The sequence below is a fragment of the Maritalea porphyrae genome, assembly GCF_030159895.1.
Lineage (GTDB): Bacteria > Pseudomonadota > Alphaproteobacteria > Rhizobiales > Devosiaceae > Maritalea > Maritalea porphyrae.
Genome location: NZ_BSNI01000002.1, coordinates 299,847 through 323,269, shown reverse-complemented (window position 1 = coordinate 323,269; position 23,423 = coordinate 299,847). Strand labels below are relative to the sequence as shown.

The following is a 23,423-nucleotide window of genomic DNA, read 5'->3' as shown; positions in this document are numbered from 1 at the left end:
TCCTAAATCTCCACTTTGACGGCAGCGGTTTTTTCATCGCCCGAATTAGGTGTGCCCTTCGGTTCAATCAACAGGACGCTTGCGCCGTTCTTGGTTGATGGTTTGTGCTCAACTCCTTTTGGCACGACATACATCTCGCCGGGGCCAAGTGTGACGGTCTTGTCAGGCATTTCAATGGTGACATCACCTTCAATGACGAGGAAAAAGTCGTCTGTGTCTGGGTGGGAATGCCACACAAACTCGCCCTCAAACTTGGCAAGCATCACCTCATTGCCATTGTAGGTCGAGATGATTTTGGGTGACCAACAGTCTGAGAACTTCGAGAGCTTCTGACTAAGATTTACGGCGGTCATGATGATGTCCTTTTATGGCGAAATCGGAACCATTGGATAATTCCAATGATTGAAATGATGATCCAGAAGAATTCAATCAGCGCCGAGGCGAGATTGAAGTTTACATAAAGCGACGCGCCGATCAGTAAAGAGCCGAGCAGGTTGATAACGGGAAAGCCGAGATCGGTGGCACTCATCAGTCTCATTTGCGTCAAGAAGTAAGCGGTTACAACCATCAAAGTCCCGAATGATCCGACATAATCGATCCAAGTGATGTGGGCTAAAAAGTCAAACATTGGTTTTCGCATATTGATGTGGCGGGATGTTCATCAAAGCGCAATTTGGGCGCACGCGCTAGTGAAATGGCACCCCGTTTGACATCTTCTTGCGAAAAAGTGATTTGAGTTGGCCAATGTCCGGGGCCACAGTTTTTGGTGTGGAGGAAGAAATGTCAGCGATAAATGTACAACTTGAAACACAGATTGCATGTCCCGAATGCGGGCATGTTTCAATTGAAACCATGCCGACGGATGCTTGCCAATATTTTTATGACTGCAAGGGGTGCGGCGCGGTCTTAAAGCCGAAGCCCGGAGACTGCTGTGTTTATTGCTCATATGGGACGGTGCCGTGCCCACCGATTCAAGAGGGCAAGAGCTGTTGCTAGACGCGCTTCACGCCTTCAAATCCAGTCCATTTGTCATATGGCATGCGTCCACGCCAGCGGATGAAGGGAATGAGATAATATAGAAGTCCGGCGATATAGATGGCGATCAAACCATACCAGAAAGCGGGCACCGTCACACTTTGAACGAGAGTGGCAATTGTGTCGCCCGTGTTGCTTGCGGAAATAACAATCAAATAAGAAATTGATGCAACGGCAAAAAACACAAATGGTGCAAAACGAAGATATTCACGACCAATCAGACGAAGTAAAGAGGGCTTTTGTCCGAAATTATAGAGTTGTATGCCGACAATATTTTTTCCCGGTGTTGCGCGAAATTTGAAGACATAGAGCGCGTAAACTAGTGGCGTTAGGATCATGAATACGCTCTCAAAATCAAACGGTGTGATGATATTGAGTTCTTCATCAACATAGACACCAATCCGCAACGAGTAGCTTGTGTTCTCGTCCTCAGCGGTGATGACCTTCACGTTAAGCTTGTTATGTTCAAAAAGACCGAAAACGGAGGTTGTGCATAGCGTAAACTCGCGTGGTAATTTGAGCGTTGGGTCGACCATTTCCGCAAACTTGAGTAGCTTTGGGCTCTCATCTAAAGTTTTGCAATAATTCATCCCAATTGGCGGTGAGATTATGACTTTCCCGGGCACTAGCGGTTGCGCAAGTGCCATCAGAACAAAGAAAAACACTTGGATGAGAAGCACATCAATGATGAGTGCAATGAACCGACGCCACATATAGCGTTTGGGTTGGGCGGGTGCAGAAGTCATAGAATCTCAAATCAAAATGGCAAAAATATGCAGCAAATTTAGCAGCAAATAATTTTGAGTAAATACTGATCTTGTCAGCCATCAAGCTCATAGAGTTTTGCAATCGCGGTTAGGGCACGAGCGCTTCGGGTGTCAATTTCTGCTTTGGTAGGCTGTTTGGTTGCGCCGATTGCGCGACGGATTTGCTGATCGCCAACAAGTAAATCAAGAAATGTAATGGCTGCGTTTACGGCCTCTTCGTTCGGCAATCTTGGGAACCGCTCAAAGGTTTGGATAATGAGCGGAAAAACGCTTTCCTTGCCTGAGCGGGACAGGATCCTGCCCAATTCTCCGGTTGGGTCAGCAGCCGCGGCGCGGTTGAGGGCCACGGCCCGATCGCCGAGCAGCAAGGTGAGCAATTCTGGGGCCAATTGTTTGAGCGTTTTAAGCGGTGAAAGGTCTTTTTCAGTTTGCTTTTGTAAAAGGTCGCGCACTTGGTGTGCGTTTTGTTCAATCAGCTCTTTGAACAAGCCTTGCTTGTCGCCATACCAATTATAAAGCGTCTCGTTCGAGGCTTTGGCGCGTTTTGCGATGGCGAGCATTGAGGTGCCCAAGTATCCTTTTTCTTCGATCAAAGCATAGGCCGCCTCAGCGATGGCTTGCCTTTTTGCGGCTCGTTTTTCTTCGCGCATAGTTTTTCCAAATTTGTTGCTTGACAATTCCGTACACTAGATTACGTATATTGGCAACCGTACACCAAATTACGTTTTAGGAGAAGAAGATGATTAAATATGTAAAACCGTCTTTGACCATGCTGATTGCCTTGCAGCTCACCATGATTTTTTCGCTGTTTTTTAAGGTGCCGCCACATCCGCCAATTGCCATTCCAATTTCAGGAATTGGTCCCCTAATTGGTGTTTCCGTTGGGGTTGCGTTGATGGCTATTTTGATTGACCCAGCAAAGGACCGGGTTGGGCGCATTTTGTCAGTCGTGGCGGTGGCGCTAGCCCTCATTTCATACGGGCCGCAAAAGTATATCGATCCGCAGTTTCCACTGATTTGGCCCGCTGTGATCGCAGCGCAAATGGCAAGTTTGGCCATTCTGGCTGGCATTTTTTACAAAAGACAGGAGGCTTAAGTGACAAGGATTGCTACCCCATCAATTAACTTGATAGACGGCCTTCTGATCTTGTCATTGCTCGCTGGCGGTCTAATCTTGGGGTTCTTTTACGCTTGGATTTGTTCGACCATGTGGGGGCTGGATGCAACTGACCCGCGCATCGCAATTGGTGCGATGCAGGCCATGAATGCGTCGGTGCGCAATTTTGCATTTGGTCCGGTGTTTTTTGGGACACCCTTTGTGCTTTTCATCACCGCGCTTGTGGGCTGGCAGCAGGGCGCGCGCAAAACGTCATTCTTGCTTGGCGTTGCGGGTTTGGTGTTTTTGTTTGGCTATTTGGTTCTAACCGTAACCATCAATGTGCCGATGAATGAGGCGCTGGGAAAACAGATTGTGCCGCAAGACTTAGGTGCGGCACAAGAAATGTGGAATGACTATAGCCAAACTTGGCAGTTTTGGAACACGACGCGGTTCTTCGCGACCAGTTCAGGCTTTCTTCTCACCGCCTATGTTGCGGTTTTAGTTTGGCCTGTTGAGCGACTAGCTTTGCGGCAACAAGTCCAATAGGTCGCCATAACCTTCTTGTTCCATTTTCTCTTTTGGGACAAAACGCAACGAGGCGGAATTGATGCAATAGCGCAATCCGCCTTGTTCTGGTGGGCCGTCAGGGAAAACGTGGCCCAGGTGGCTGTCGCCATCGCGCGAGCGCACTTCGGTGCGTACCATCCCATGGGCAGTGTCTGTTTTTTCAACAATGTGATCCTGATTGATCGGTTGGGTGAAACTTGGCCAACCGCAGCCCGCGTCATATTTGGTTGACGAAACAAAGAGCGGCTCACCGGATACAATGTCTACATAGATGCCAATATCGTTTTTGTCCCAAAACTCATTTTGAAATGGGCGTTCAGTACCGTTTTCTTGGGTCACCCGATATTGTTCGGGCGTTAGATTTTTAATTGCGTCATCGGTTTTCTGATAGCGTTTGGTCATAGTCGTTTTGGCAACCTCGCTTGGTTATGTGCTCATCTCAAATGCTTAGATAAGCGGCAACGGCACGCAACTCAAGCAATAGCTCATTCACAACAGTTGAGCATTGTGTGATCGACGATCTATCCGGGTGCGACAGGCTGCCTCGTGCGACAGCTTGTGCGATCTGTTTGACCCATATCAACGCTATAACAGACAAATACTGTCAAAAAGCGTAATATAGCGATCGATAGGGACCTGATCGGCATGAATGAACAAGCACAACCTGGCGTAAAACCGGGCGTTGATCAATTTGATGTAGAAGCGGTAAATGCGGCGGGCAAGCGCCCAGCGCTCTATGCACCGCGCAAGAAGATTTTCCCAAAACGAGCTTCTGGTTTTTTCAGGCAGCTCAAATGGGTGATCATGATTGTCACATTGGGCATCTACTATCTTACGCCTTGGCTGCGATTTGATCGCGGTGAATTTGCGCCTGATCAGGCCGTATTGGTGGATTTGGCCAATCGGCGCTTCTATTTCTTCTTCATCGAGATTTGGCCGCAAGAGTTTTACTATGTTGCGGGCATGTTGGTGATGGCTGGTGTTGGCTTGTTTCTGGTCACATCAACCGTCGGGCGCGCGTGGTGCGGCTACACTTGTCCGCAAACCGTGTGGGTGGATTTGTTCTTGCTGGTTGAGCGATTCTTTGAAGGGGATCGCAACCAACGTATCAAGCTCGATAAAGGGCGGTATGATTTCAACAAAATTTGGCGACGGGTGGCAAAGCACACCAGTTGGATTTTGATCGGCGTTGCCACCGGCGGCGCTTGGGTTTTTTACTTCGCTGACGCGCCAACCCTGTTTGCAGATGTTGTGCGGTTTGAAGCGCCAGCGATCGCTTATTTCACCATCCTGATCTTGACCGCGACCACCTATACTTTTGGTGGTTTGATGCGTGAGCAAGTGTGCACCTATATGTGCCCTTGGCCACGAATTCAGGGCGCAATGCTGGATGAGTTTTCGCTTACCGTCACCTATAATGATTGGCGTGGCGAACCGCGCACGAAGCATGCGAAAAAGGCCATTAAAGAAGGCAAAGTTGTCGGCGATTGCGTTGATTGCAATGCCTGCGTGGTGGTGTGCCCGATGGGTATTGATATTCGCGACGGCCAGCAACTTGAATGTATCACCTGCGCTTTGTGCATTGATGCGTGCGACAACGTGATGGACAAGCTGGGCAAAGAGCGCGGGCTGATCTCTTACGCAACGCTCAATGATTATAATTCCAATATGCAATTGGCCACAGATGGCGGCGATCGTATTCACCCTGAGCGGTTGCGCGATAAAGCGGGTCGATTGGTGGATGCTGTTACCCACACCAGTTTGCAGACCATTATTCGTTGGCGCACGCTGATCTATTTCTGCGTATGGGCGGCGATTGGTGTGGCGATGTTGATCGTATTGTCCATGCGCGATCGCTTGGATGTGAATGTGCAACATGACCGCAATCCGCTTTATGTGATGCTTAGCGATGGGGCCGTGCGCAATGGCTATGATGTGAAAATTCTCAATATGACACCTGAACCGCGCACCATGAAATTGTCGATTGTTGGGTTGCCGGGCGGCGAGATGACACTGGCAAGCTCGCAAAATGACCCACAACAAGTGATCGTGTTGGATGTGGAACCAGACCGGGTATTGCCGCTACGCGTATATGTTCGGGCAGATCCTAAGCTTTTGAGAGAGCAACCCACGCGATTTACGTTTAGAGTTGAAGATGTGTTTGGCGACGAATCGTCAGAAGAGTTGGTGAAATTTGAAACACCAAAAATAGGGGAATGATGATGGATCAGCCAAAACAACGCGAGTTTACTGGCAAACATATGCTTTTGGTGGTGGGGCTGTTCTTTGGCACCATCATTACGGTCAATCTGATCATGGCCTATTTTGCCACATCGAGCTGGACCGGACTGGTCGTAAAAAACTCTTATGTGGCGAGCCAAGGGTTCAATGAAAAACTGGCGGCCGAGAAAGCGCAAGATGCGCTTGGTTGGAATGCTGATGTTGGCTATGTGGATGGTGCTATTCGCTACCAGTTGCTTGATGCGGCGGGCAAGCCAGTGATTGCCGATTTTGCAGAAGCCGAACTAAAGCGCCCAAGCCATGAGCGTGAGGATCAAATCATCACTTTGTTGCCAACAGATGGCTACTTTGTTGCTGATTTTGAACTGGCAAATGGCGCTTGGGATATATTTGTGACCCTAAAAAGCGAAAACGGAACGCCATATGTGCACCGTCAACGCATTGTGGTGCAATAGGGGGCAAGATGAGCTGCTGTGCACCGGGCATTGAGGCGGCCAACGAGCTGGCCGACAAAGGCCAAACAAAAATCGACAATGAAAGTCTAATCGCGGGTTCAATCGATCTTAAAGATGGCCGTCGTCAATTGGAGCTGGCGGTGCCGGATGTCCATTGTGCGGCCTGTATGCGTTCAATTGAAACTGAATTGGGTGCGCTTAGCGCTGTTGAGTTGGGCCGGGTGAACCTGTCCACCAAACGGGTAAAGGTGATTTGGCACACGCAGGGGTTTGCCCCCGAACAAATCGTTGAAGCCGTTAATCGGGCAGGCTACCGGGCGATGTTGCTCGAAGCGGAAGATGAGAGTGCCAAAGACAAGACATTTTCTCAGTTGGTACGCGCTTTAGCGGTGTCTGGCTTTGCGGCGATGAACATCATGCTGTTTTCGATTTCAATTTGGTCAGGCGCAGACGCTTCAACCCGTGATCTGTTCCATTGGATTTCGGCGCTGATCGCCATTCCTGCGGTGGCGTTTGCCGGGCAGCACTTTTATCGATCTGCTTGGGCCGCGTTAAAAGTGGGGCGGCTCAATATGGACGTGCCAATTTCTCTCGCGGTGATTTTGGCGCTGGGGCTGAGTGTTTTTGAAACCGCCAATTCAGGCGAACATGCCTATTTTGATGCGGCGGTCACCCTGTTGTTCTTTCTGTTGATTGGGCGCACGCTTGATCACTTAATGCGCGAACGGGCGCGCTCTGCGGTGCGCAATCTTGCTTCATTGGCGCCGCGCGGTGCGTTGCAGCGCTTGGATGATGGTAGCCATCAGTTTGTGAAGCTTAACCAAATTGAAGTTGGCATGCAGCTTGATATTGCCGCAGGCGAGCGCATTCCCGTGGATGGCAAGGTGCTGCTTGGTCAATCCGATGTGGATTTGAGTTTGGTCACTGGGGAATCGGCACCGGAACCACTTCAAAAGGGAAGTGTTCTGCTGGCTGGGGCAACCAATATTTCTAGCCCGATCACCATGGAAGTTTCAAAACCTGCGCATGAGAGTTTCTTGGCGCGCATGGTGGCGATGATGGAAGCTGCAGAAGGGTCGCGCGCTGGCTATAAACGGATTGCGGACCGGGCCGCTGAGATTTATGCGCCGGTTGTTCATTTGCTGGCTTTGTTCACGTTTCTTGGTTGGGGCTTCTACAATGGTGATTGGCACCATGCGCTGGTCACCGCGATTGCTGTGCTGATCATCACCTGTCCGTGCGCGCTGGCGCTGGCGGTGCCGATTGTGCATGTGGTGGCCGCTGGGCGCTTGTTCGAACAAGGGATGATGATGCGCGATGGCGCAGCGCTCGAGCGATTGGCGCAGATCGACTATGTGGCGTTTGACAAGACCGGCACACTCACCCAAGGCAAACCGCAATTTGTGGCGACGCTTTTGGGTGGTGATGGGGAACTAGCAATGGCTGTGCAGTTGGCGCGATTGAGCCATCACCCGTTCGCCAAAGCTTTGGCAAACGCGCATAAGTCGGTGCCGATTTTGGCTTTTGATCAGGTCAGTGAATTTGCAGGTCAGGGGGTTGAAGCCCAGCTTGCTGGCGATCAATGGCGACTGGGTCGTGCAGAATTTTGCTTTGCGCAAGATGCAGGTGACGACGGTTCCAGCCGTGTGCATTTGGCAAAGAATGGCGCGCACGTAGCAAGCTTTGAATTTGAAGATCAATTGCGCGCAGAAGTGCCAAAATTGATGCCGCAATTAAATGCCCTGGTGAAAGGCATTTCTTTGTTGTCCGGTGACCGCAAGGCACCTGTGCAACAAGTGGCGGATCAGTTGGGTTTGAAACACGTGCATTGGGGGCTGACACCTGAAGAAAAGCTAGCGCAACTGACGGCATTGGAAGATGCTCAGCGCCGTGTGTTGATGGTTGGTGATGGCATAAATGATGCACCGAGCCTGCAGGCTGCATATGTGTCGATGGCACCCTCAAGCGCTGCCGATGTGGGGCGCAACGCGGCGGATTTTGTGCTGACTAGAGACAGTTTAGCGCAAATTCCATTTGTTTTGACCTTGGCCAAGCGCGCCGCGCGTGCCGTGAAACAAAATTTTGGATTGGCGCTTTGTTATAATGCGGTGGCCATTCCCTTGGCGGTGATGGGTTTTGCTACACCGTTGGTGGCATCGATTGCCATGTCCAGTTCTTCGGTCTTGGTGACCCTTAATGCATTGCGCTTGCGGATCGACAAAAAACCGCGCACAGTTGAGCAAGAAATTGAAATGCAAACCAAAGTGATGCCAGCTGAATGACCCCATTATTGATTATCATTCCGGTTGTGCTTTTGGTGGGCGTTTTAGCGCTTGGTGCCTTCATGTGGTCGCTGCGGGCCGGACAATATGAAGATATGGATGGCGCGGCGCAGCGCATATTGGACGACAGCGCCGATGACGCCCCACCGGATAAGCGTTAAGCACTAAGGCACAATCTGGAAGGAGAGGCGATATGGCTAAACTACAAGGCGATGACTTGGAAAAGGCTCTGGCAAAACTTCCAAATTGGGTGAGAATTGAGGAACGCGATGGTATTGCGCGGCGGTTTAAATTCTCAAACTTTGTGCAGGCATTTGGCTTTATGAGCCAAGTTGCGATATTGGCAGAGAAGCACAATCATCACCCCGAATGGTCCAACGTCTATTCAGAAGTCGATATCTTTTTGACCACACATGACGAGGGTGGGCTAAGCCAGAAAGATATTGATCTTTCCTTGGCCATCGATAGGCTGCTTTAGGCGTCTGAACCTAGTAACGCTGAATTTTGTAAATCGCCAACCAGGCAAGTGTTGCGGACAGCATGAGCGCTGTGACCAGCTGCGCGCTGGGGCTTAGTGCGAAAAGGCGAGGCACGGCATAAGCGATTGTGGCGATGGGAAGAGTGAGTCCCAGTGACTTGTCGACCTTGCCAAGCGGGTAGAGCCAGAACCCGAGTAAGATTGATCCGAATATCAGCAACGTCTGTGCTGCGTTAAAAAGCGTCTTGCCAAAATGACTTGAATGTTCAGTGATCCCGAACGCCATAATGTCGAATTGGAAAAAAGCTGATGCAAAGAAGCCAAAGATCAAGGCAACTGCGCCAAATCGATTATTCATTGGGGCATAGGGGATAAATAAGAACCGTAGCGAGCTGATTGCCAGTAGCAACATAGCCAACATCAAAACGCTTGCATTGATGGGGTCATGTTTGTTGGCGGCAAACAGCATGGTCTCGCCCAAAACCAGCAGAAAGATCGCGATGAAATTGACGGTTCGAAGCATAAATCAACCTAGTTTTATTTGCGATTTGTAAGGCACGCACACCATTTTGATTGGGTTGGAGCTTGAGACTTGATGTTTGACAGTCTACATGTGCACTTAAACCTTTAATAGCGGCAGGGTGTGAAATGTTCGAGGCAATCACCAAATTATTCGGCAGCAAAAATGGGCATGAAGATGATGACCCGATGTTGGACCCGAAAGTTTGTGCGGCTGCATTGCTGGTGCACTTGTCTGCAGTGGACGGTGAGGTGAGTGTAGAAGAGCGTAAGACCATCAAGCGTACGCTTACAGAACACTACAAGCTAAGCGCGGCGGAAGTGGCTGATTTGGTGGCGCTTGCCACGGAAAAAGACCATGAAGCGGTTGATTTTTATGGCTTTACTCAAACGCTCAACAAACTTGAGCAACATGAAAAACTCGAAATTATCAAAATGATGTGGCAAGTAGTTTTTGCTGACAGCGAAAATCATGAGCTGGAAGATAATATGGTTTGGCGCGTTGCCGAACTTATCGGTGTGTCGTCGCGGGACCGTACCGTTTTGCGCGCGCAAGTGCGTGGTGAAACCGACGACGCAAGCTAGCGTTTCTCGTTGCAAGTTTTTGTTCACATTCGCAAGCTGCAAGGGCTGACGTCTGTGATTTGCAATTTGCAATGCAGGGTGCGACAGAAGTTTTTGCAACAGTTAATGAAAACAATGTAAGGCCCAGATTTTCAAGGCCTTTTGTAAATTTCTGCCATGCTAAAAACTGGCACGCTTCGTGCACTCTATTTTGCGTCGAAAGATTAGTTTTGCGTATTCGACACAGTATTGATGGCTCGCTCGTCCGGCGTATTTCGGGGGCGGGCCATAATTTTAACTTCAATTTGAATGATTTTCGCAGCTTATGCGGTTGCCCTTGTCGATTGGGGGCTTAGTCGCTACATATGCAGATATGCTTTGGCGACACACGTCGCCCCCAAAGCGGCGCAAAAGTGGAGAATCGAATGCGGGCAATTCTTGATATTATCTTGTTGGTTTTGCAGCTTTATTGGCTGGTTGCGGTGGTGATGATCGTAATGAGCTGGCTGTTTGCCTTTAATGTGATCAATGGTTCAAACCAGTTTGTTGCTGCCGTTTGGCGGTTGGTCAACGGATTGACGGAACCTGTTTTGCGACCCATTCGAAAGGTGATCCCGAACTTTGGCGGCCTGGATATATCGCCAATTATTCTGTTCCTTGGCATCATCTTTATCCAAAACGTCATTCGTTATTACATCTATCCAAACGTATTTTAGCGTTGGACAAGCATTTGGCCTGGCGGCAAGTGGCTGCCGGGCTGGAAGTTTCTTTGCGGGTCACCCCAAATGCCCGGACCGAGCAAATAGGTCCGGTTGAACGCCGCGATGACGGTCGTTCCTATCTGAGCGTCAAAGTGCGTGCCATTCCGGACAAAGGCAAAGCCAATGCAGCCGTGCTGGCGCTGTTTGCTAAGCACTTTGATTTGCGCAAGTTGGATCTTGAGATCACCAAAGGGCAGCAGGCGCGGCAAAAGACCTTGCTGGTTAAAGCTAACAACACTGCCTCCTTGGTTCAGCGCCTAGTCGATCTTTGATGGTCACTCGCCTCATATTGGCTTATCCTGAAGCAATCGAATTGCGAATAGCGAGGTATGTCCATGCCAGCCAAACTTGATGACATTGACCGACGGTTCTTGGATATAGCCTTCGAAGAAGCGAAGGCAGGTTTTGACGAGGGCGGTTGCCCAATTGGTTCGGTGCTGGCGCGTGGCGACAAACTGATCGCGCAAGGGCGCAACCAGCGGGTGCAGGGCGGTGACCCAATTGCGCATGGGGAAATGGATTGCTTGCGCAACGCTGGTCGCCAGAAATCCTATAAAGGCATGACGCTCTATACTTCGCTGTCGCCCTGCATGATGTGCTCGGGCACTATTGTACAATTTGGCATTGAACGTGTGGTGGTGGGTGAAAACCAGAATTTTGGCGGCAACGAAGATTTCTTGCGTGACCGGGGCGTTGAAGTGATTGTGGTCAATGATCAAAAATGCATCGACTTGATGGCCCGCTTTATCCACGAAAAGCCAGAGCTCTGGGCCGAAGATATTGCAGAGGACGAGGTCGACTAGCCGCAGCGTAGCTCGAGGCGTTCCATGCTTGGCACGATGAAGGTGCGGTTGTGCTCGATTTGAATCACATCATCTTTGCGCAATTTGGTGAGCTGCCGCGAAACCGTTTCAACGGTGAGGCCTAAAAAGTCTGCAATATCGACCCGGGTGAGGGGCAAATCAAACTTAGCAGAAGTCATTTCGTCCGGGTCGAGGCTTGGGTCGATATGCGTGGCAATGAGATAGAGGAAGCTCGCTACTTTTTCAGCCGCAGTTTTGCGACCCAGCGTCACCATCCAATCGCGTGCTTCATCGAGTTCTTTAAGCGTTTGCATCAAGAGTCGATGTTCAAGCTCTGGGCTTTCTTTCATCATTGCTTCAAGCGCTTTGCGCGGAATTTTGCACAAGGACACGTCCGATGCGGCTTCGGCGCTCATTTTGCTTTCGGTGGCAAAAGGGCGGCCCAAGAAGTCTGGGGCAAATTGCAAACCGATCACTTGTTGGCGGCCGTCGGATAGCATTTTGGTGAGCTTTACCACGCCTTGCATGACGTTGGCGTATGAATTGACTTCTTCCGAATCGGCAACCAATTCCGCGCCACTATGCTGCTTGACTTGGCGCGTGTGCTTGGCCAATTCGATCAGTTGATCGGAGTCGAGTGCACCACAAATGCCGCGGTGTCGCGCTTCACACGATTTGCAAAGTACCGGAATTTCCGAATTATGAATGTCTTTTCTCGTCGTCACGCCAATCTCCCGCAAAGTATTTCATAGCATAAAAAACAAGTTTTGCGACAGGCCAACAAAAATAGTTGCATTTTGTTGCGTATGTAGCGTTTTAGATTGTTGAACAATTGTTCATTTGTTCAGCATCTATCCTGGATTGTGCGCTTTGCGACAGTTTGGGGTAAGCGGTCACGTTAGATTGACCTTTGGAAATAGCGCGCTACAATCGGCTTGTTCAATATATTGGAATTGTGTCAATCGGATGCCAAAAAAACTTGTTCCGCCGCCCCATTTGGGCGCAATCGTACGCAAAGCGCGCAAAGACCATAACCTAACGCTTGAAATGTTGGCAGAGCGTTGTGGCGTATCAAAATCGATGCTTAGTCAAATTGAGCGCGGGGCCGTGAACCCGACTTTTACGTTGGTTTGGAACTTGACACAGGCGCTGGGGCTTGACCTTTCTTTGTTGGGCGAGCGTGCAGTTTCGGATCATATGATCACTCATATTCCAGCCTATTCGACGCCTTCAAAGGGCAGTGCGGATGGAAAATGCTTGGTGAAACTGCTTAATCCACCGCGCACAGCGATGCCCGTTGAGTGGTATGACTATAGCGCAGAACCCGGTGGGAGTTTAGTTTCCGAGCCCCATGCGGCCGGTACGATGGAGCATTTAACCTGTATTTCGGGAACGATAGAAGTACAGGCGGGCGACCTGCGTGCGGAAGCGCATGCCGGTGATACATTGCGCTATCGGGCGGACCAGCCGCATGCGATTAAAAATGTTGGGAGCGACAAGGCGCAGGCGTTCTTGGTGGTTGCGTTGCCGCAATAGCCAGGAACTGGTGAAAATTTGACCAAAGACGATGTTGAATTGTCTTAGAATTCCGATATATTGGAATTATTCCAATATAAACGAGTTTTGCCATGTCGCATCGATTGATCAAAGACACAGAAAATGCACTAGAGACCTTGCGTGGCGAGGGGTTATTTAAGAGCGAATATGAGATTACTTCGCCTCAAGCTGCCAATATCGCGGTGAAAAATCCAGACGGTGGCGACGATCTGCCTCTGCTCAATATGTGTGCAAATAATTATCTGGGTTTGGCCAACAATGAACGTTTGGGCAAAGCGGCAATCTCTGCGATTGAGGAACATGGACTTGGCATGGCGTCGGTCCGCTTTATTTGCGGTACGCAGGCGTTGCACCATCGGCTTGAGGCACGGCTTTCTGAGTTTTTGGGCACGGAAGATACAATTTTGTTCGCTTCTTGTTTTGATGCGAATGCGGGCATATTTGAAAGTCTTTTGACGGCTGAAGATGCGATCATTTCTGATGCTTTAAACCACGCGTCGATTATTGATGGGGTCCGTTTGTGCAAGGCGCAGCGGTTCCGTTATGCGAATAATGACATGGCTGATTTGGAAGCAAAGTTGAAGCAGGCGCAGGGTGCGCGGCACCGATTGATTGTTACGGACGGTGTTTTTTCCATGGATGGCATTATCGCTGATCTGCCGGGCATTTGTGATTTGGCGGAAAAGTATGATGCGTTGGTGATGGTTGATGATAGCCATGCTGTCGGGTTTATGGGCCCGAAAGGCCAAGGCACGCCACACCATCATGGTGTGGCGGATCGTGTGCATCTTTATTCCGGCACGTTTGGCAAAGCACTAGGCGGTGCCGCGGGGGGCTATATTTCTGGTCCGAAACCTTTGGTCACCATGCTTCGACAAAACGCGCGGCCCTATTTGTTCTCCAATGCTTTGCCGCCAATGATTGTGGCGGCGACACTGGAAGCGTTGGACATTGTTGAAACCAGTCCAAAACTTCGGCCAACCCTGATGATCAACGCCAAATATTTCCGCAAACAGATGAGTGATTTGGGCTTTGATTTGGTGCCAGGTGAACATGCAATTATTCCGGTGATGCTGGGTGACGCGGTGCTGGCGCAAAAATTTGCAAAAGCAATGCTTGATCGCGGTATCTATGTGACAGCGTTTTCGTTTCCGGTAGTGCCAAAAGGGCAGGCGCGGATACGAACGCAAATGTCTGCCGCGCACACAAAAGATGATTTGGATCGGGCGGTTGCTGCGTTTGCCGAAGTGGGCCGCGAACTGGGCGTGATTTCATGAAGGCGCTGGTGAAGGCGCACGACGCGCCAGGTCTTGAATTGCAGCAAGTGGATAAGCCAACCATTGGGGTGCATGATGTTCTGATCCGCGTCAAAAAGGCATCGATTTGCGGCACCGATATGCATATTTGGCACTGGGATGCCTGGGCACAAAAAACCGTGCCTGTGCCAATGGTCACCGGTCATGAATATGTTGGCGTTGTTGAAGCTATTGGCGATGAGGTAACCGAGGTTGAAGTGGGCCAGCGGGTTTCTGGTGAGGGGCATATTCCTTGCGGGCATTGCCGCAATTGCCAATCTGGCCGCGCGCACATTTGCGCCAACACAAAAGGCATTGGTGTGAATACGCCGGGCGCTTTTGCTGAATATATCGCTATTCCAGAAGCCAATGTGCGCATTTTGCCTGAAAGCATAAGCGATGATGTGGCATCGATTTTGGACCCGCTCGGCAATGCGGTGAACACGGCATTAGCGTTTGATGTGTCAGGCGAAGATGTGTTGATCACCGGTGCTGGGCCGATTGGGTGCATGGCGGTTGCTGTATGCCGGCATGTAGGCGCGCGACATATTGTGGTGACGGACCTCAATGATGAACGCCTAGCGCTGGCTGAAAAAATGGGCGCGACACGGGGCGTTAGAGCAGACAAAGAAAACCTAAAAGACGTAATGTCTGAATTGGGCATGCGCGAGGGTTTTGATATTGGGCTTGAAATGTCGGGCGCAGCGCCCGCTTTATCCGCTATGGTGGACGCTATGATCACAGGCGGCAAAGTTGCACTGCTTGGCTTGTTTCCGGGCAAGGTTGAAATGGACCTGAACACCGCGATTTTTAAAGGCCTGACCTTTGAAGGCATTTACGGCCGCAAGATGTTTGAGACATGGCACAAAATGTTGGCGATGCTTGAAAGCGGTATGGATGTGACGCCCGTGATTTCACATCATTTGCCATTTGAAGACTTTGCCAAGGGCTTTGAAGCGGTGGCAAAAGGGGAAGCCAACAAAGTGATTTTGGATATCGCCAACTAGGCAATTCGAGTATCGATGACTATGTATAAGAGGCGCTGGTATTTCTAGCGTCTCTTTTTGTTTTTGGAAATGTTTTTTAGATTTATGATTTTAAAATTTTCGCGCCGGATGGCGTTTGCGATTTTGAGTTCTGTTTTGCTTTCTACTGCAATATTAGCCGACGATGAAAGCTGCTTTGAGCAGTTCAAGTCTTCTATCTGTTCTTTAAATGAAAATGGCGAAAAGCTCTGCGGCGAACAGCACGCACAAAACCAACCTTACATTGAAAAACTTGGAACGGTGTTCGAACTTATGCCGCCCATTTCTCAGAAGCTGATGTGTTCTCTATCCGGAATAGAAATCGTAGATGATATGGGTAATGCGGATGGTCGCTACTTCGACGAGACACGTTCGGTCCGGGTCATCAAGGACGTCTTTGAGCCAAATAAAGGTATATATCAAACGCTTCTCATCTACGAAGAAAGCACAATAGAAATTCATTCTGAAAGTGAAGTGCTCATTAGCGCTGAACAACTTAAGGATAGAAAACTTTTGACGATCCCCGAAGGTCGCTTGTACTGGGTTTTAACCCATGAAATTGGTCACCACCTGGATGAAATTGCAACATTTGATACATCTTTCTCTTGCCTGAATAATGACAGTGGTGGGAACCGGTTTGGTGCTCCATACTTTTATGACGTTCTTGAGAATTTTGATGGTTCGGGGGCATTGATACCCGCGAAAGCCATGCCTGAGCTATATGAATGGTTGAATCAAAATGCGTTTGTGTCGATGTATGCGCTGACAGGCGATTACGAAGATTTTGCGGAGACTTTCGCCTATTATATTTTGTTTCACAAAACCTCCGCTTTCCTACAGTTCAAGGTAGATGGCAAAGAAGTCTATAGCACGCGGTCTTCCGCCTTCACTGAAAGCAAAGCTAAGAAGTTCGCGACCTTGGAATATCTGATTGATGCCTATATGGCAGATGACGACACCGTCGGATTGAAAATGCTCACTTGCGACTATCTTGACGAATTGGATATCAATTGAACAGGCGGGACTTGCCTCCTTTAACGGAACCACCTAGCGTTTCTGCCATGAAAAACATAGCAATCATAACGGGCGGCAGCCGCGGCATTGGCGCAGCAACGGCCATACTATTGGCCAAATCTGGCGTCGATATTTGCCTTTCTTATCAAAGCGACAAAGCAAGCGCTGATGCGGTTGTGGCGACGTGTCTTGCTCAAGGCGTTCAAGCGATTGCAGTGCAAGCGGATGTTGGCATGCGCGAAGATATAGTGCGTTTATTTGCGACCTGTGATGCTGAGTTGGGCTGCCCTAACGTTCTAATCAACAATGCTGGCATTGTCGGAGAAGCTGGAAAGCTTGTCGATTTGAAGCCCGCCGTGCTTCAGCGTGTGTTTGAGGTTAATCTGTTTGGCGCTGTTTATTGCTGCCAAGAAGCAATCAAACGCATGGCAAAGTCGGCTGGTGGCGCAGGCGGTTCTATCGTCAATATTTCGTCGATGGCGGCAAAGTTTGGCAGCCCGAACGAGTATATTCACTATGCCGCTTCAAAGGGCGCGCTCGACAGCATGACCATTGGTTTGGCAAAGGAAGTTGGACCTGAAGGTATTCGCGTAAACGCCATTCATTCGGGCACGGCCGACACAGATATTCATGAACGTTCCGGTAATCCAGACCGTCCAGCGATGGTGGCCAGTATCAACCCGCTGGGTCGGGTGGCGCGGCCAGAAGAAATTGCGGAAGCGGCAGTGTGGTTGGCGCTTGAAAAATCAAGTTATACCAATGGCGCCATAATGCCTGTAACGGGCGGGATGTGATTTGTCGGGCGCATGAGATTGCGCCCGACTTTTGTTCACGAAAAACTAGTTATTCTGCAATTGGCTTTCGCGATGCGCGATGAACAACGACGCCGCAATAATCAGCGCTGCGCCTAGCCATAAGTTGCCACCGGGCACCCAGCCAAACACGTAAAAGCCTGCCAAGACATTGAACGGCAATTTGAGGTGGTCAAATGGCTGCACATAGGCGGCGTCCGCTGTGGCATATGCCTTGGTGATGAACCATTGCGCCAAAGCAACGAGCACGCCCGCGATGACAATCCATTGGATGGCCGCGCCGGTTGAGATGGCAATTCCGCTTGGTGTGCCAAGGGTCAGCGCCAAATTGATCGGCGTGAGCAACAACAACAGATATAAAGTGATTGATTGCGGGTTTTCAGTTTTGGTCAGCTCCTTAGTGAAGAGCGACGTCACCGCCCAGAAAAAGGCGGCGCCGATTGGAAGGAGTGTTTTGAGTTCAAACGCATCGGACCAAGGCTGCAAGATGATCATGCCGCCAGCAAAACCAACCAATGTGGCCAACCAACGTGCAGGGCCAACCTTTTCTTTCAGCACGATGGCCGCGCCAATGGTGACAAAGAATGTGGAAGTCATGATCAAAGCGATAGCTTGCCAAATTGGCACGCCAAGCGACAAACCGTAGACCCACAATTGCACGCCAATGGTGGCAGCAACAACACGCAGAATGTGCATGGTGAGGTGGTTGGTTTTTAGGCCAGCAAGGCCAGCTTTGAGGACAAACGGTACGCTTAAAACAGCGGCGATGGCATATTGCCAGAATGCGGCGGAAGTTGAAGATGTGCCTTCAACCATGGTGGCCAATTGGGTGAGTGAGTTGACGGCAGCAAAGGCAATGCCAGCACCAACCATATAAAGCCCGGCAATAATGGCGGGGCTTTTGACATTTAGACCTGTAGCGGAAGCTTTTACGGTCTGATCCATTTTTCGTTCCTTTCCAAGAACTCTTATGAATCAGGGCGCGATTGGGAGCATGAAATGCTAGACGACCCACAATTGCGCACAATTGTGGCAAGGGTGGCGTTGGCATTCTTCAACCCCTTCTCTCTCATCCGGACTATGACCGTCGGCTCTGGAGTTGCACCAGATCTGCTGGACCCTCAATCCTTCAAAAAAGAACTGAAGCGCTCGCGGGCTTCTTGAAAATTCAAGTTACCGCCGGTGGGGAATTTCGCCCCGCCCTGAGAAGGTTATGCTGCTGAGCTATTTCAACAGCGAGGCAGTTTTTAGCATGTGAAGGAGCGCGCCGACAAGCGCCGAATGGGGAAAACCATTTTGCAAATGTGCACAATGGTTGACTTTTTATACCTTTATAGGGGTTTTGGTGCCATGTTTGTTGCGAAGTCTTTTGTGCGGGATATAAAGTGAAAAAACATGATGTGATCATAATCGGTGCGGGCGCTGCGGGCATGATGTGTGCCACGGAGGCGGGCAAGCGCGGGCGCGATGTGCTGATTGTGGATCATGCGAAAAAGCCGGGTGAAAAGATCCGGATTTCAGGCGGCGGGCGCTGCAACTTCACCAACATCAACACCAGCTATAAGCAGTTTTTGAGCGAAAACTCGCGCTTTGCGATCTCGCCCCTTAAGAGGTTCAGTCAGCACGATTTCATTGAGCGTGTGCGGGCACGGGGTATTGCTTTTCACGAAAAAACGCTCGGGCAATTGTTTTGTGATGAGAGCGCCCAGCAAATTATTGACATGTTGGTTGATGATATGCGCGAAGCTGGCGTGGTGATGAAACTGGGCGTTGAGGTGACGCATATTGCCAAGATGGACGCGCACTTTCACCTCACGATTGATGGGGTGCATTACCAAGCTGACAAGCTGGTTGTCGCCTGTGGCGGCAAATCGATTCCGAAGATGGGAGCTAGCGGGTTGGGCTACGAAGTGGCGCAGCATTTTGGGCTAGACATTGTGCAAACGCGTCCCGCTTTGGTGCCGCTGACATTTGACCCTTCAATCTTGTCAGGCACGAAAGAGCTGTCTGGCATTTCGGTGGACGATGCGGTGGTCAGCCACGGCAAAGTGAGTTTTTCTGAGGCAATGTTGTTTACCCATCGTGGGCTTTCTGGCCCGTCAATTCTGCAAATATCTTCGTATTGGCGGGAAGGGGATGAAATCAAAATTGCGATGTTGCCTGATTTGGACATTCTGGCGGTTCTCAAACAAGCGCGGCAGGATAACGGCAAGCAAGAAATTCAGACCCTATTGGCACAGTATTTGCCAAAGAAGCTGGTGGGGTTTGTGCTTTCCCAATCCGCAACAGATGGACGCTTGGCCGACTTAAATGACAAAAAACTGCAACGGGTTGCCGACCAAATTAATCATTGGCGGATTAAACCCACGGGGTCAGAAGGCTATCGCACCGCAGAGGTGACGCTTGGCGGCGTGTCGACCGATGCGCTTGACAATAAAACCATGGAAGCCAAAGACGTGCCCGGACTTTATTTCATTGGCGAAGTCGTGGATATGACCGGTTGGCTTGGCGGCTACAATTTTCAATGGGCTTGGTCGTCTGGCTGGGTTGCTGGAAATAGTGTTTAACATATTCGCGCCGCCGTTGGTCGCGTTGCCCCCGACCCCGGCACCCCCGCCAATTGGCGCCCAAGGGCTAGCGCCAATCTCTACCCTCATCCTGAGCTTGTCGAAGGATGGAATGCCGCCCCTCGTGGTTCGACAAGCTCACCATGAGGGCTTTGATGTGCTGTGTGTTGCCGCTAATGAAAATCCCTTGATTTCGGGATTACCCGCACATTGCGCGGGTGGCGCGGTGCGGTGTCTGGTTTGATGCGGCTGTCATAATCGACATTTGAAACGACCTCGTCGGCGGGTGTGTGCACATCACGCATATGTTGGTTGGATAGGGTTTCAAGCCAGTGGGTGCGATCAACCAATTTGCGCACCACGAGATGCATCACATTATCTTCTGTTTGCACTTGGCCATGTACCTCGACAAACTTGGCGGTCATTACCACTTTGCGATATTTTTCCAAAACCTTGCTCCAAACGATGAGATTGGTCACCCCGGTTTCGTCCTCTAGTGTGATGAATACGACCCCATTGGCTGTGCCGGGACGTTGGCGCACCAATATGATCCCGGCGGTGCTAGCCCATCGATTGTTGGGGAGCTTTCTAATTTCTTGTGCGGTGATGATGCGGCGTTTTGAAAGGCTCTCGCGTAAGAATGACATTGGGTGCGCTTTAAGCGAAAAACGCAAAGCTTGGTAATCTGCGATGACATGTTCGGACAAACGCATTTGAGGCAGTTTTGCTTGCTGCTCGTCTCCCTGTTCCGCGGCATTGGCTTGATCAAACAAAGGTAATGGTTTGGCGCGCGTAAGTGCGCGTGCATCCCACTTAGCTTGGCGTCGATCTAAACCGATAGAGCGGAAGGCGTCGGCTTCTGCTAGTTTCTCAACATCGAAAATGCGCAGATTGGCGCGTTTATGCAGATCCTGGACCGATGTGAATTTGCGTTGTGCGCGGGCGGAAATCAGCTGTTCAGCATAGTGTTTGTGCAAGCCATCCACTTGCCGTAAACCAATGCGCAACGCCCATTTTTTAGGAGGATAGAGCGCGCGCCACAGCAAAGATTTTTTATCAATTGCTTGGCCCGGCGGTGGGGTGTGCATCTTGTTGGGATCGGGTGGAGGCGGGACATATTCCTCATACGGTGCCGGTTCCAATGTGTAATCCCATTGCGAATGGTTGATATCAACAGGTAAGATTTTGACATTATGTTCTGCTGCATCTCGGATAATCTGTGCCGGCGCGTAAAAGCCCATAGGTTGTGAATTTAGCAAAGCTGCAGCGAACACATCGGGATGATAATGTTTGAGCCAGCACGACACATAGACAAGCAAGGAAAAACTGGCTGAATGGCTTTCGGGGAAGCCATATTCGGAAAAGCCCTTGATTTGGTTGAAGCAACGCTGGGCGAATTCTTCATCATAACCACGTATGACCATGCGTTTGACCATGCGCTCTTCTAGCGTGTGGATTGTGCCTGAGCGTCGAAAGGTTGCCATGGCGTGGCGCAATTCATCCAGTTCTTTTGGGGAGAATTTGGCCGCATCCATTGCAATGCGCATGGCTTGTTCTTGAAACAATGGCACGCCTAAGGTTTTACCCAATATCTGTTCAAGTTCATCAGGTGGCCCCGATTTCGGATCGGGTGAGGGGAACTCCACAGGTTCAAGCCCTTTACGGCGGCGCAAATAGGGGTGGACCATATCTCCTTGAATTGGTCCTGGGCGGACAATCGCTACTTCAATCACCAGATCGTAAAAACGACGTGGCAATAGACGGGGCAACATGCTCATTTGCGCGCGGCTTTCAATTTGGAAAACACCTAGCGTATCCGCGCGGCAGATCATGTCGTAAACTGGCATATCGTTGTGTTCGATTGAAGCCAGGGTGTGGTCGATATTGTAGTGGGCGCGCAACAGATCAAAGGCTTTGCGAATGCAGGTGAGCATGCCCAAAGCGAGTATATCGACTTTGAGAATGCCCAACGTTTCAATGTCATCTTTGTCCCACTCAATGAAGGTTCTATCGTCCATGGCGGCATTGCCGATGGGTACGGTTTCGATAAGGGGGCGCTCAGTTAAAACAAATCCGCCTACATGTTGCGATAGGTGCCGGGGGAAGCCGATTAGTTCGCGGGTGAGCTCGATCACGCGCACCAAATAAGGGTCTTCAAAATCAAGACCCGATTGATCGATATGTTTGTCTGCCCCTTTGCCCCACGATCCCCAAATAGTGGAAGCCATAGCGGCAGTTACATCTTCGGTCAGCCCCATTACCTTTCCGACTTCGCGGATGGCGGAGCGGGATCGATAGGTGATTACAGTGGCGGTGAGACCTGCGCGATGACGACCAAATCGCTGATAAATATATTGGATGACTTCTTCACGGCGCTCATGTTCAAAATCCACATCGATGTCAGGTGGTTCGTTTCGATTTTCCGTGATGAAGCGCTCGAATAAGAGATCTAGTTCGTTTGGGTCAACTGAGGTAATGCCCAAGCAATAGCAAACAGTAGAGTTTGCTGCAGAGCCGCGTCCCTGGCACAGTATTTCATCAAACCGACCCTTATCCGGCTGGGGAGTTCGGGCATATTTGACGATGTCATAAACCGTGAGAAAATAGGGTGCATATTGTTTTTGTGCGATCAGTTTAAATTCTTTTTCAATATTGGTTTTGATTTTATCGGGTATGCCCTGTGGGTAACGCCAATTGGCGCCCTCCCATGTGATTTGTTCTAAATATTCTTGCGCTGTTGTGCCTTTTGGGACGGTTTCTTCTGGGTATTCATATTTAAGTTCAGACAAGTTGAAGGTGCAGGCGCGCGTAATTTCTAGGGAGGCGTCTAATGCATGTTCAAACCCTTCAAAAAGCTGTGCCATTTCTTCAGGACGTTTGAGGTGGCGTTCGGCATTAGCTGAGAGCAGAAAACCAGCTTTGTCGATGGTGGTTTTCTCGCGAATACATGTCAGCACATCTTGCAATGGCCGACGAGATTTGTCGTGGTAAAGCACATTATTGGTCGCCAAAAGCTGTGTGCTCAATTGGATTGAAAGGCTATTGAGCATGGCGATGTGTGCTCGGTCGTTACCACGATATAATGAACTGGCAACCAAATAGACGGGTTTGGGTAATGCCTTGGCCATTTTGCCCATTTGCTGAATGTCGGTTTGGGTTATTTTTTCAGGTGGAATTAGAGCAAAAATACTGTCACGACAGTGGTTCACTACATCCTCAAATTGTAAATGGCATTCACCTTTTTCCGCGCGCATTTTGCCGACAGACAGCATGGTGCATAGTCGCCCGAAAGCATCGCGGTTTTTGGGGTAAGCGAGAAGGCTATAACCATCTTCTAAGTCAATCCGAAGACCAACGACAAGTTTGAAATCTTCGATGTGTCGCGCTTCGCGATGGGCGCGCACAATGCCAGCAAAAGAGTTGCGGTCGGTAACAGCGATGGCGGTTAAGGCTTTCATATAACCGGTGGCCACCAGCTCGCCAGGATGTGAGCCGCCACGCAAGAAGGAATAGTTTGAGGTGGTTTGGAGTTCTGCATACATTACGTCACACTCTCTTTGCTCGCATTTTCGTGCGTGTAAT

The 23,423-nt window shown here is 50.1% G+C and carries 27 protein-coding genes and 1 riboswitch; of the genes, 18 read left to right on the top strand and 9 right to left on the bottom strand.

What is annotated here, in order from left to right:
• Positions 1 to 2: 2 nt before the first annotated feature.
• Complete coding sequence (locus QQL65_RS05050; protein WP_284366212.1) at positions 3 to 356, bottom strand: cupin domain-containing protein; 354 nt, start codon at positions 354 to 356, stop codon at positions 3 to 5.
• Positions 350 to 628: a CBU_0592 family membrane protein gene (locus QQL65_RS05045; RefSeq protein WP_284362493.1), complete on the bottom strand. Its 279-nt coding sequence runs from the start codon at positions 626 to 628 to the stop codon at positions 350 to 352. Before QQL65_RS05045 ends, QQL65_RS05050 begins: the two co-directional genes overlap by 7 nt.
• 152 nt (positions 629 to 780) lie before the next feature.
• On the opposite strand from QQL65_RS05045, the gene QQL65_RS05040 reads away from it, so the two are divergent.
• Positions 781 to 996: a GDCCVxC domain-containing (seleno)protein gene (locus QQL65_RS05040; RefSeq protein ID WP_284362492.1), complete on the top strand. Its 216-nt coding sequence runs from the start codon at positions 781 to 783 to the stop codon at positions 994 to 996.
• Here the strand turns inward: QQL65_RS05040 and QQL65_RS05035 are convergent.
• On the bottom strand, positions 993 to 1,781 hold the full coding sequence (locus QQL65_RS05035; protein ID WP_284362490.1) for an RDD family protein: 789 nt from the start codon (positions 1,779 to 1,781) through the stop codon (positions 993 to 995). The two genes, QQL65_RS05040 and QQL65_RS05035, sit on opposite strands and share 4 nt — an antisense overlap.
• A gap of 74 nt (positions 1,782 to 1,855) precedes the next feature.
• On the bottom strand, positions 1,856 to 2,452 hold the full coding sequence (locus tag QQL65_RS05030; RefSeq protein WP_284362489.1) for a TetR/AcrR family transcriptional regulator: 597 nt from the start codon (positions 2,450 to 2,452) through the stop codon (positions 1,856 to 1,858).
• An 89-nt stretch (positions 2,453 to 2,541) separates the two neighbouring features.
• Between QQL65_RS05030 and QQL65_RS05025 the strand changes: the two genes are divergently transcribed.
• Positions 2,542 to 2,898: a hypothetical protein gene (locus QQL65_RS05025; protein WP_284362488.1), complete on the top strand. Its 357-nt coding sequence runs from the start codon at positions 2,542 to 2,544 to the stop codon at positions 2,896 to 2,898.
• Positions 2,899 to 3,447: an anthrone oxygenase family protein gene (locus tag QQL65_RS05020; protein WP_284362487.1), complete on the top strand. Its 549-nt coding sequence runs from the start codon at positions 2,899 to 2,901 to the stop codon at positions 3,445 to 3,447.
• On the opposite strand, the gene msrB is transcribed toward QQL65_RS05020, so the two are convergent.
• Complete coding sequence (msrB, locus tag QQL65_RS05015) at positions 3,421 to 3,870, bottom strand: peptide-methionine (R)-S-oxide reductase MsrB (protein WP_284362486.1); 450 nt, start codon at positions 3,868 to 3,870, stop codon at positions 3,421 to 3,423. The two genes, QQL65_RS05020 and msrB, sit on opposite strands and share 27 nt — an antisense overlap.
• 243 nt (positions 3,871 to 4,113) lie before the next feature.
• On the opposite strand from msrB, the gene ccoG reads away from it, so the two are divergent.
• From ccoG to QQL65_RS04990, 5 genes are read left to right on the top strand one after another with little or no spacing between them, the layout of a single operon-like run.
• Positions 4,114 to 5,688 carry a cytochrome c oxidase accessory protein CcoG gene (ccoG, locus tag QQL65_RS05010; protein ID WP_284362485.1) on the top strand — a complete coding sequence of 525 codons (1,575 nt, stop codon included), beginning with the start codon at positions 4,114 to 4,116 and terminating at the stop codon, positions 5,686 to 5,688.
• Between the two features lie 2 nt (positions 5,689 to 5,690).
• Positions 5,691 to 6,164 carry a FixH family protein gene (locus QQL65_RS05005; protein WP_284362483.1) on the top strand — a complete coding sequence of 158 codons (474 nt, stop codon included), beginning with the start codon at positions 5,691 to 5,693 and terminating at the stop codon, positions 6,162 to 6,164.
• Positions 6,165 to 6,172: 8 nt separating this feature from the next.
• Complete coding sequence (locus QQL65_RS05000; RefSeq protein WP_284362481.1) at positions 6,173 to 8,446, top strand: heavy metal translocating P-type ATPase; 2,274 nt, start codon at positions 6,173 to 6,175, stop codon at positions 8,444 to 8,446.
• Positions 8,443 to 8,607: a cbb3-type cytochrome oxidase assembly protein CcoS gene (gene ccoS, locus QQL65_RS04995; protein ID WP_284362479.1), complete on the top strand. Its 165-nt coding sequence runs from the start codon at positions 8,443 to 8,445 to the stop codon at positions 8,605 to 8,607. The genes QQL65_RS05000 and ccoS overlap by 4 nt, the downstream gene beginning before the upstream one ends.
• 32 nt (positions 8,608 to 8,639) lie before the next feature.
• A complete protein-coding gene (locus QQL65_RS04990; protein WP_284362477.1) occupies positions 8,640 to 8,924 on the top strand; it encodes a 4a-hydroxytetrahydrobiopterin dehydratase in 285 nt (94 codons plus the stop codon).
• A gap of 10 nt (positions 8,925 to 8,934) precedes the next feature.
• On the opposite strand, the gene QQL65_RS04985 is transcribed toward QQL65_RS04990, so the two are convergent.
• Positions 8,935 to 9,447 (bottom strand): hypothetical protein, encoded by a 513-nt coding sequence (locus QQL65_RS04985; RefSeq protein WP_284362476.1) that lies wholly within the window; start codon positions 9,445 to 9,447, stop codon positions 8,935 to 8,937.
• A gap of 125 nt (positions 9,448 to 9,572) precedes the next feature.
• Here QQL65_RS04985 and QQL65_RS04980 point away from each other — a divergent pair, with 125 nt between their 5' ends.
• From QQL65_RS04980 to QQL65_RS04965, 4 genes are all read left to right on the top strand, one after another.
• Positions 9,573 to 10,028, top strand: a complete 456-nt coding sequence (locus QQL65_RS04980; RefSeq protein WP_284362475.1) for a tellurite resistance TerB family protein — start codon at positions 9,573 to 9,575, stop codon at positions 10,026 to 10,028.
• Between the two features lie 404 nt (positions 10,029 to 10,432).
• A complete protein-coding gene (locus QQL65_RS04975; protein ID WP_284362473.1) occupies positions 10,433 to 10,723 on the top strand; it encodes a YggT family protein in 291 nt (96 codons plus the stop codon).
• Between the two features lie 14 nt (positions 10,724 to 10,737).
• On the top strand, positions 10,738 to 11,040 hold the full coding sequence (locus tag QQL65_RS04970) for a DUF167 domain-containing protein (protein WP_284362471.1): 303 nt from the start codon (positions 10,738 to 10,740) through the stop codon (positions 11,038 to 11,040).
• A gap of 63 nt (positions 11,041 to 11,103) precedes the next feature.
• Entirely contained in the window at positions 11,104 to 11,571 is a 468-nt protein-coding gene (locus QQL65_RS04965) for a nucleoside deaminase (protein WP_284362470.1), read from the top strand.
• Here the strand turns inward: QQL65_RS04965 and QQL65_RS04960 are convergent.
• On the bottom strand, positions 11,568 to 12,296 hold the full coding sequence (locus QQL65_RS04960) for a Crp/Fnr family transcriptional regulator (protein WP_284362468.1): 729 nt from the start codon (positions 12,294 to 12,296) through the stop codon (positions 11,568 to 11,570). The two genes, QQL65_RS04965 and QQL65_RS04960, sit on opposite strands and share 4 nt — an antisense overlap.
• A 241-nt stretch (positions 12,297 to 12,537) precedes the next feature.
• Here QQL65_RS04960 and QQL65_RS04955 point away from each other — a divergent pair, with 241 nt between their 5' ends.
• The 5 genes from QQL65_RS04955 to QQL65_RS04935 all read left to right on the top strand — a co-directional run bounded on the left by QQL65_RS04955 (position 12,538) and on the right by QQL65_RS04935 (position 17,256).
• Positions 12,538 to 13,107 (top strand): helix-turn-helix domain-containing protein, encoded by a 570-nt coding sequence (locus QQL65_RS04955; RefSeq protein WP_284362466.1) that lies wholly within the window; start codon positions 12,538 to 12,540, stop codon positions 13,105 to 13,107.
• 92 nt (positions 13,108 to 13,199) lie between these two features.
• Positions 13,200 to 14,405, top strand: a complete 1,206-nt coding sequence (locus QQL65_RS04950; protein WP_284362464.1) for a glycine C-acetyltransferase — start codon at positions 13,200 to 13,202, stop codon at positions 14,403 to 14,405.
• Positions 14,402 to 15,430, top strand: coding sequence for an L-threonine 3-dehydrogenase (gene tdh / locus QQL65_RS04945; RefSeq protein ID WP_284362463.1), 1,029 nt, complete (start codon positions 14,402 to 14,404; stop codon positions 15,428 to 15,430). The genes QQL65_RS04950 and tdh overlap by 4 nt, the downstream gene beginning before the upstream one ends.
• Positions 15,431 to 15,499: 69 nt before the next feature.
• Positions 15,500 to 16,462, top strand: a complete 963-nt coding sequence (locus tag QQL65_RS04940) for a putative zinc-binding metallopeptidase (protein ID WP_284362462.1) — start codon at positions 15,500 to 15,502, stop codon at positions 16,460 to 16,462.
• A gap of 47 nt (positions 16,463 to 16,509) precedes the next feature.
• Positions 16,510 to 17,256: an SDR family oxidoreductase gene (locus QQL65_RS04935; RefSeq protein ID WP_284362460.1), complete on the top strand. Its 747-nt coding sequence runs from the start codon at positions 16,510 to 16,512 to the stop codon at positions 17,254 to 17,256.
• A gap of 45 nt (positions 17,257 to 17,301) precedes the next feature.
• Here QQL65_RS04935 and QQL65_RS04930 read toward each other — a convergent pair whose 3' ends face one another.
• Positions 17,302 to 18,219 (bottom strand): DMT family transporter, encoded by a 918-nt coding sequence (locus tag QQL65_RS04930; protein WP_284362459.1) that lies wholly within the window; start codon positions 18,217 to 18,219, stop codon positions 17,302 to 17,304.
• A gap of 112 nt (positions 18,220 to 18,331) precedes the next feature.
• A riboswitch (FMN riboswitch) is annotated at positions 18,332 to 18,488 on the bottom strand.
• Positions 18,489 to 18,659: 171 nt separating this feature from the next.
• Here QQL65_RS04930 and QQL65_RS04925 point away from each other — a divergent pair.
• Positions 18,660 to 19,841 carry a BaiN/RdsA family NAD(P)/FAD-dependent oxidoreductase gene (locus QQL65_RS04925; RefSeq protein ID WP_284362458.1) on the top strand — a complete coding sequence of 394 codons (1,182 nt, stop codon included), beginning with the start codon at positions 18,660 to 18,662 and terminating at the stop codon, positions 19,839 to 19,841.
• A gap of 173 nt (positions 19,842 to 20,014) precedes the next feature.
• On the opposite strand, the gene QQL65_RS04920 is transcribed toward QQL65_RS04925, so the two are convergent.
• On the bottom strand, positions 20,015 to 23,383 hold the full coding sequence (locus tag QQL65_RS04920) for an error-prone DNA polymerase (RefSeq protein WP_284362456.1): 3,369 nt from the start codon (positions 23,381 to 23,383) through the stop codon (positions 20,015 to 20,017).
• Positions 23,384 to 23,423 lie beyond the last annotated feature (40 nt).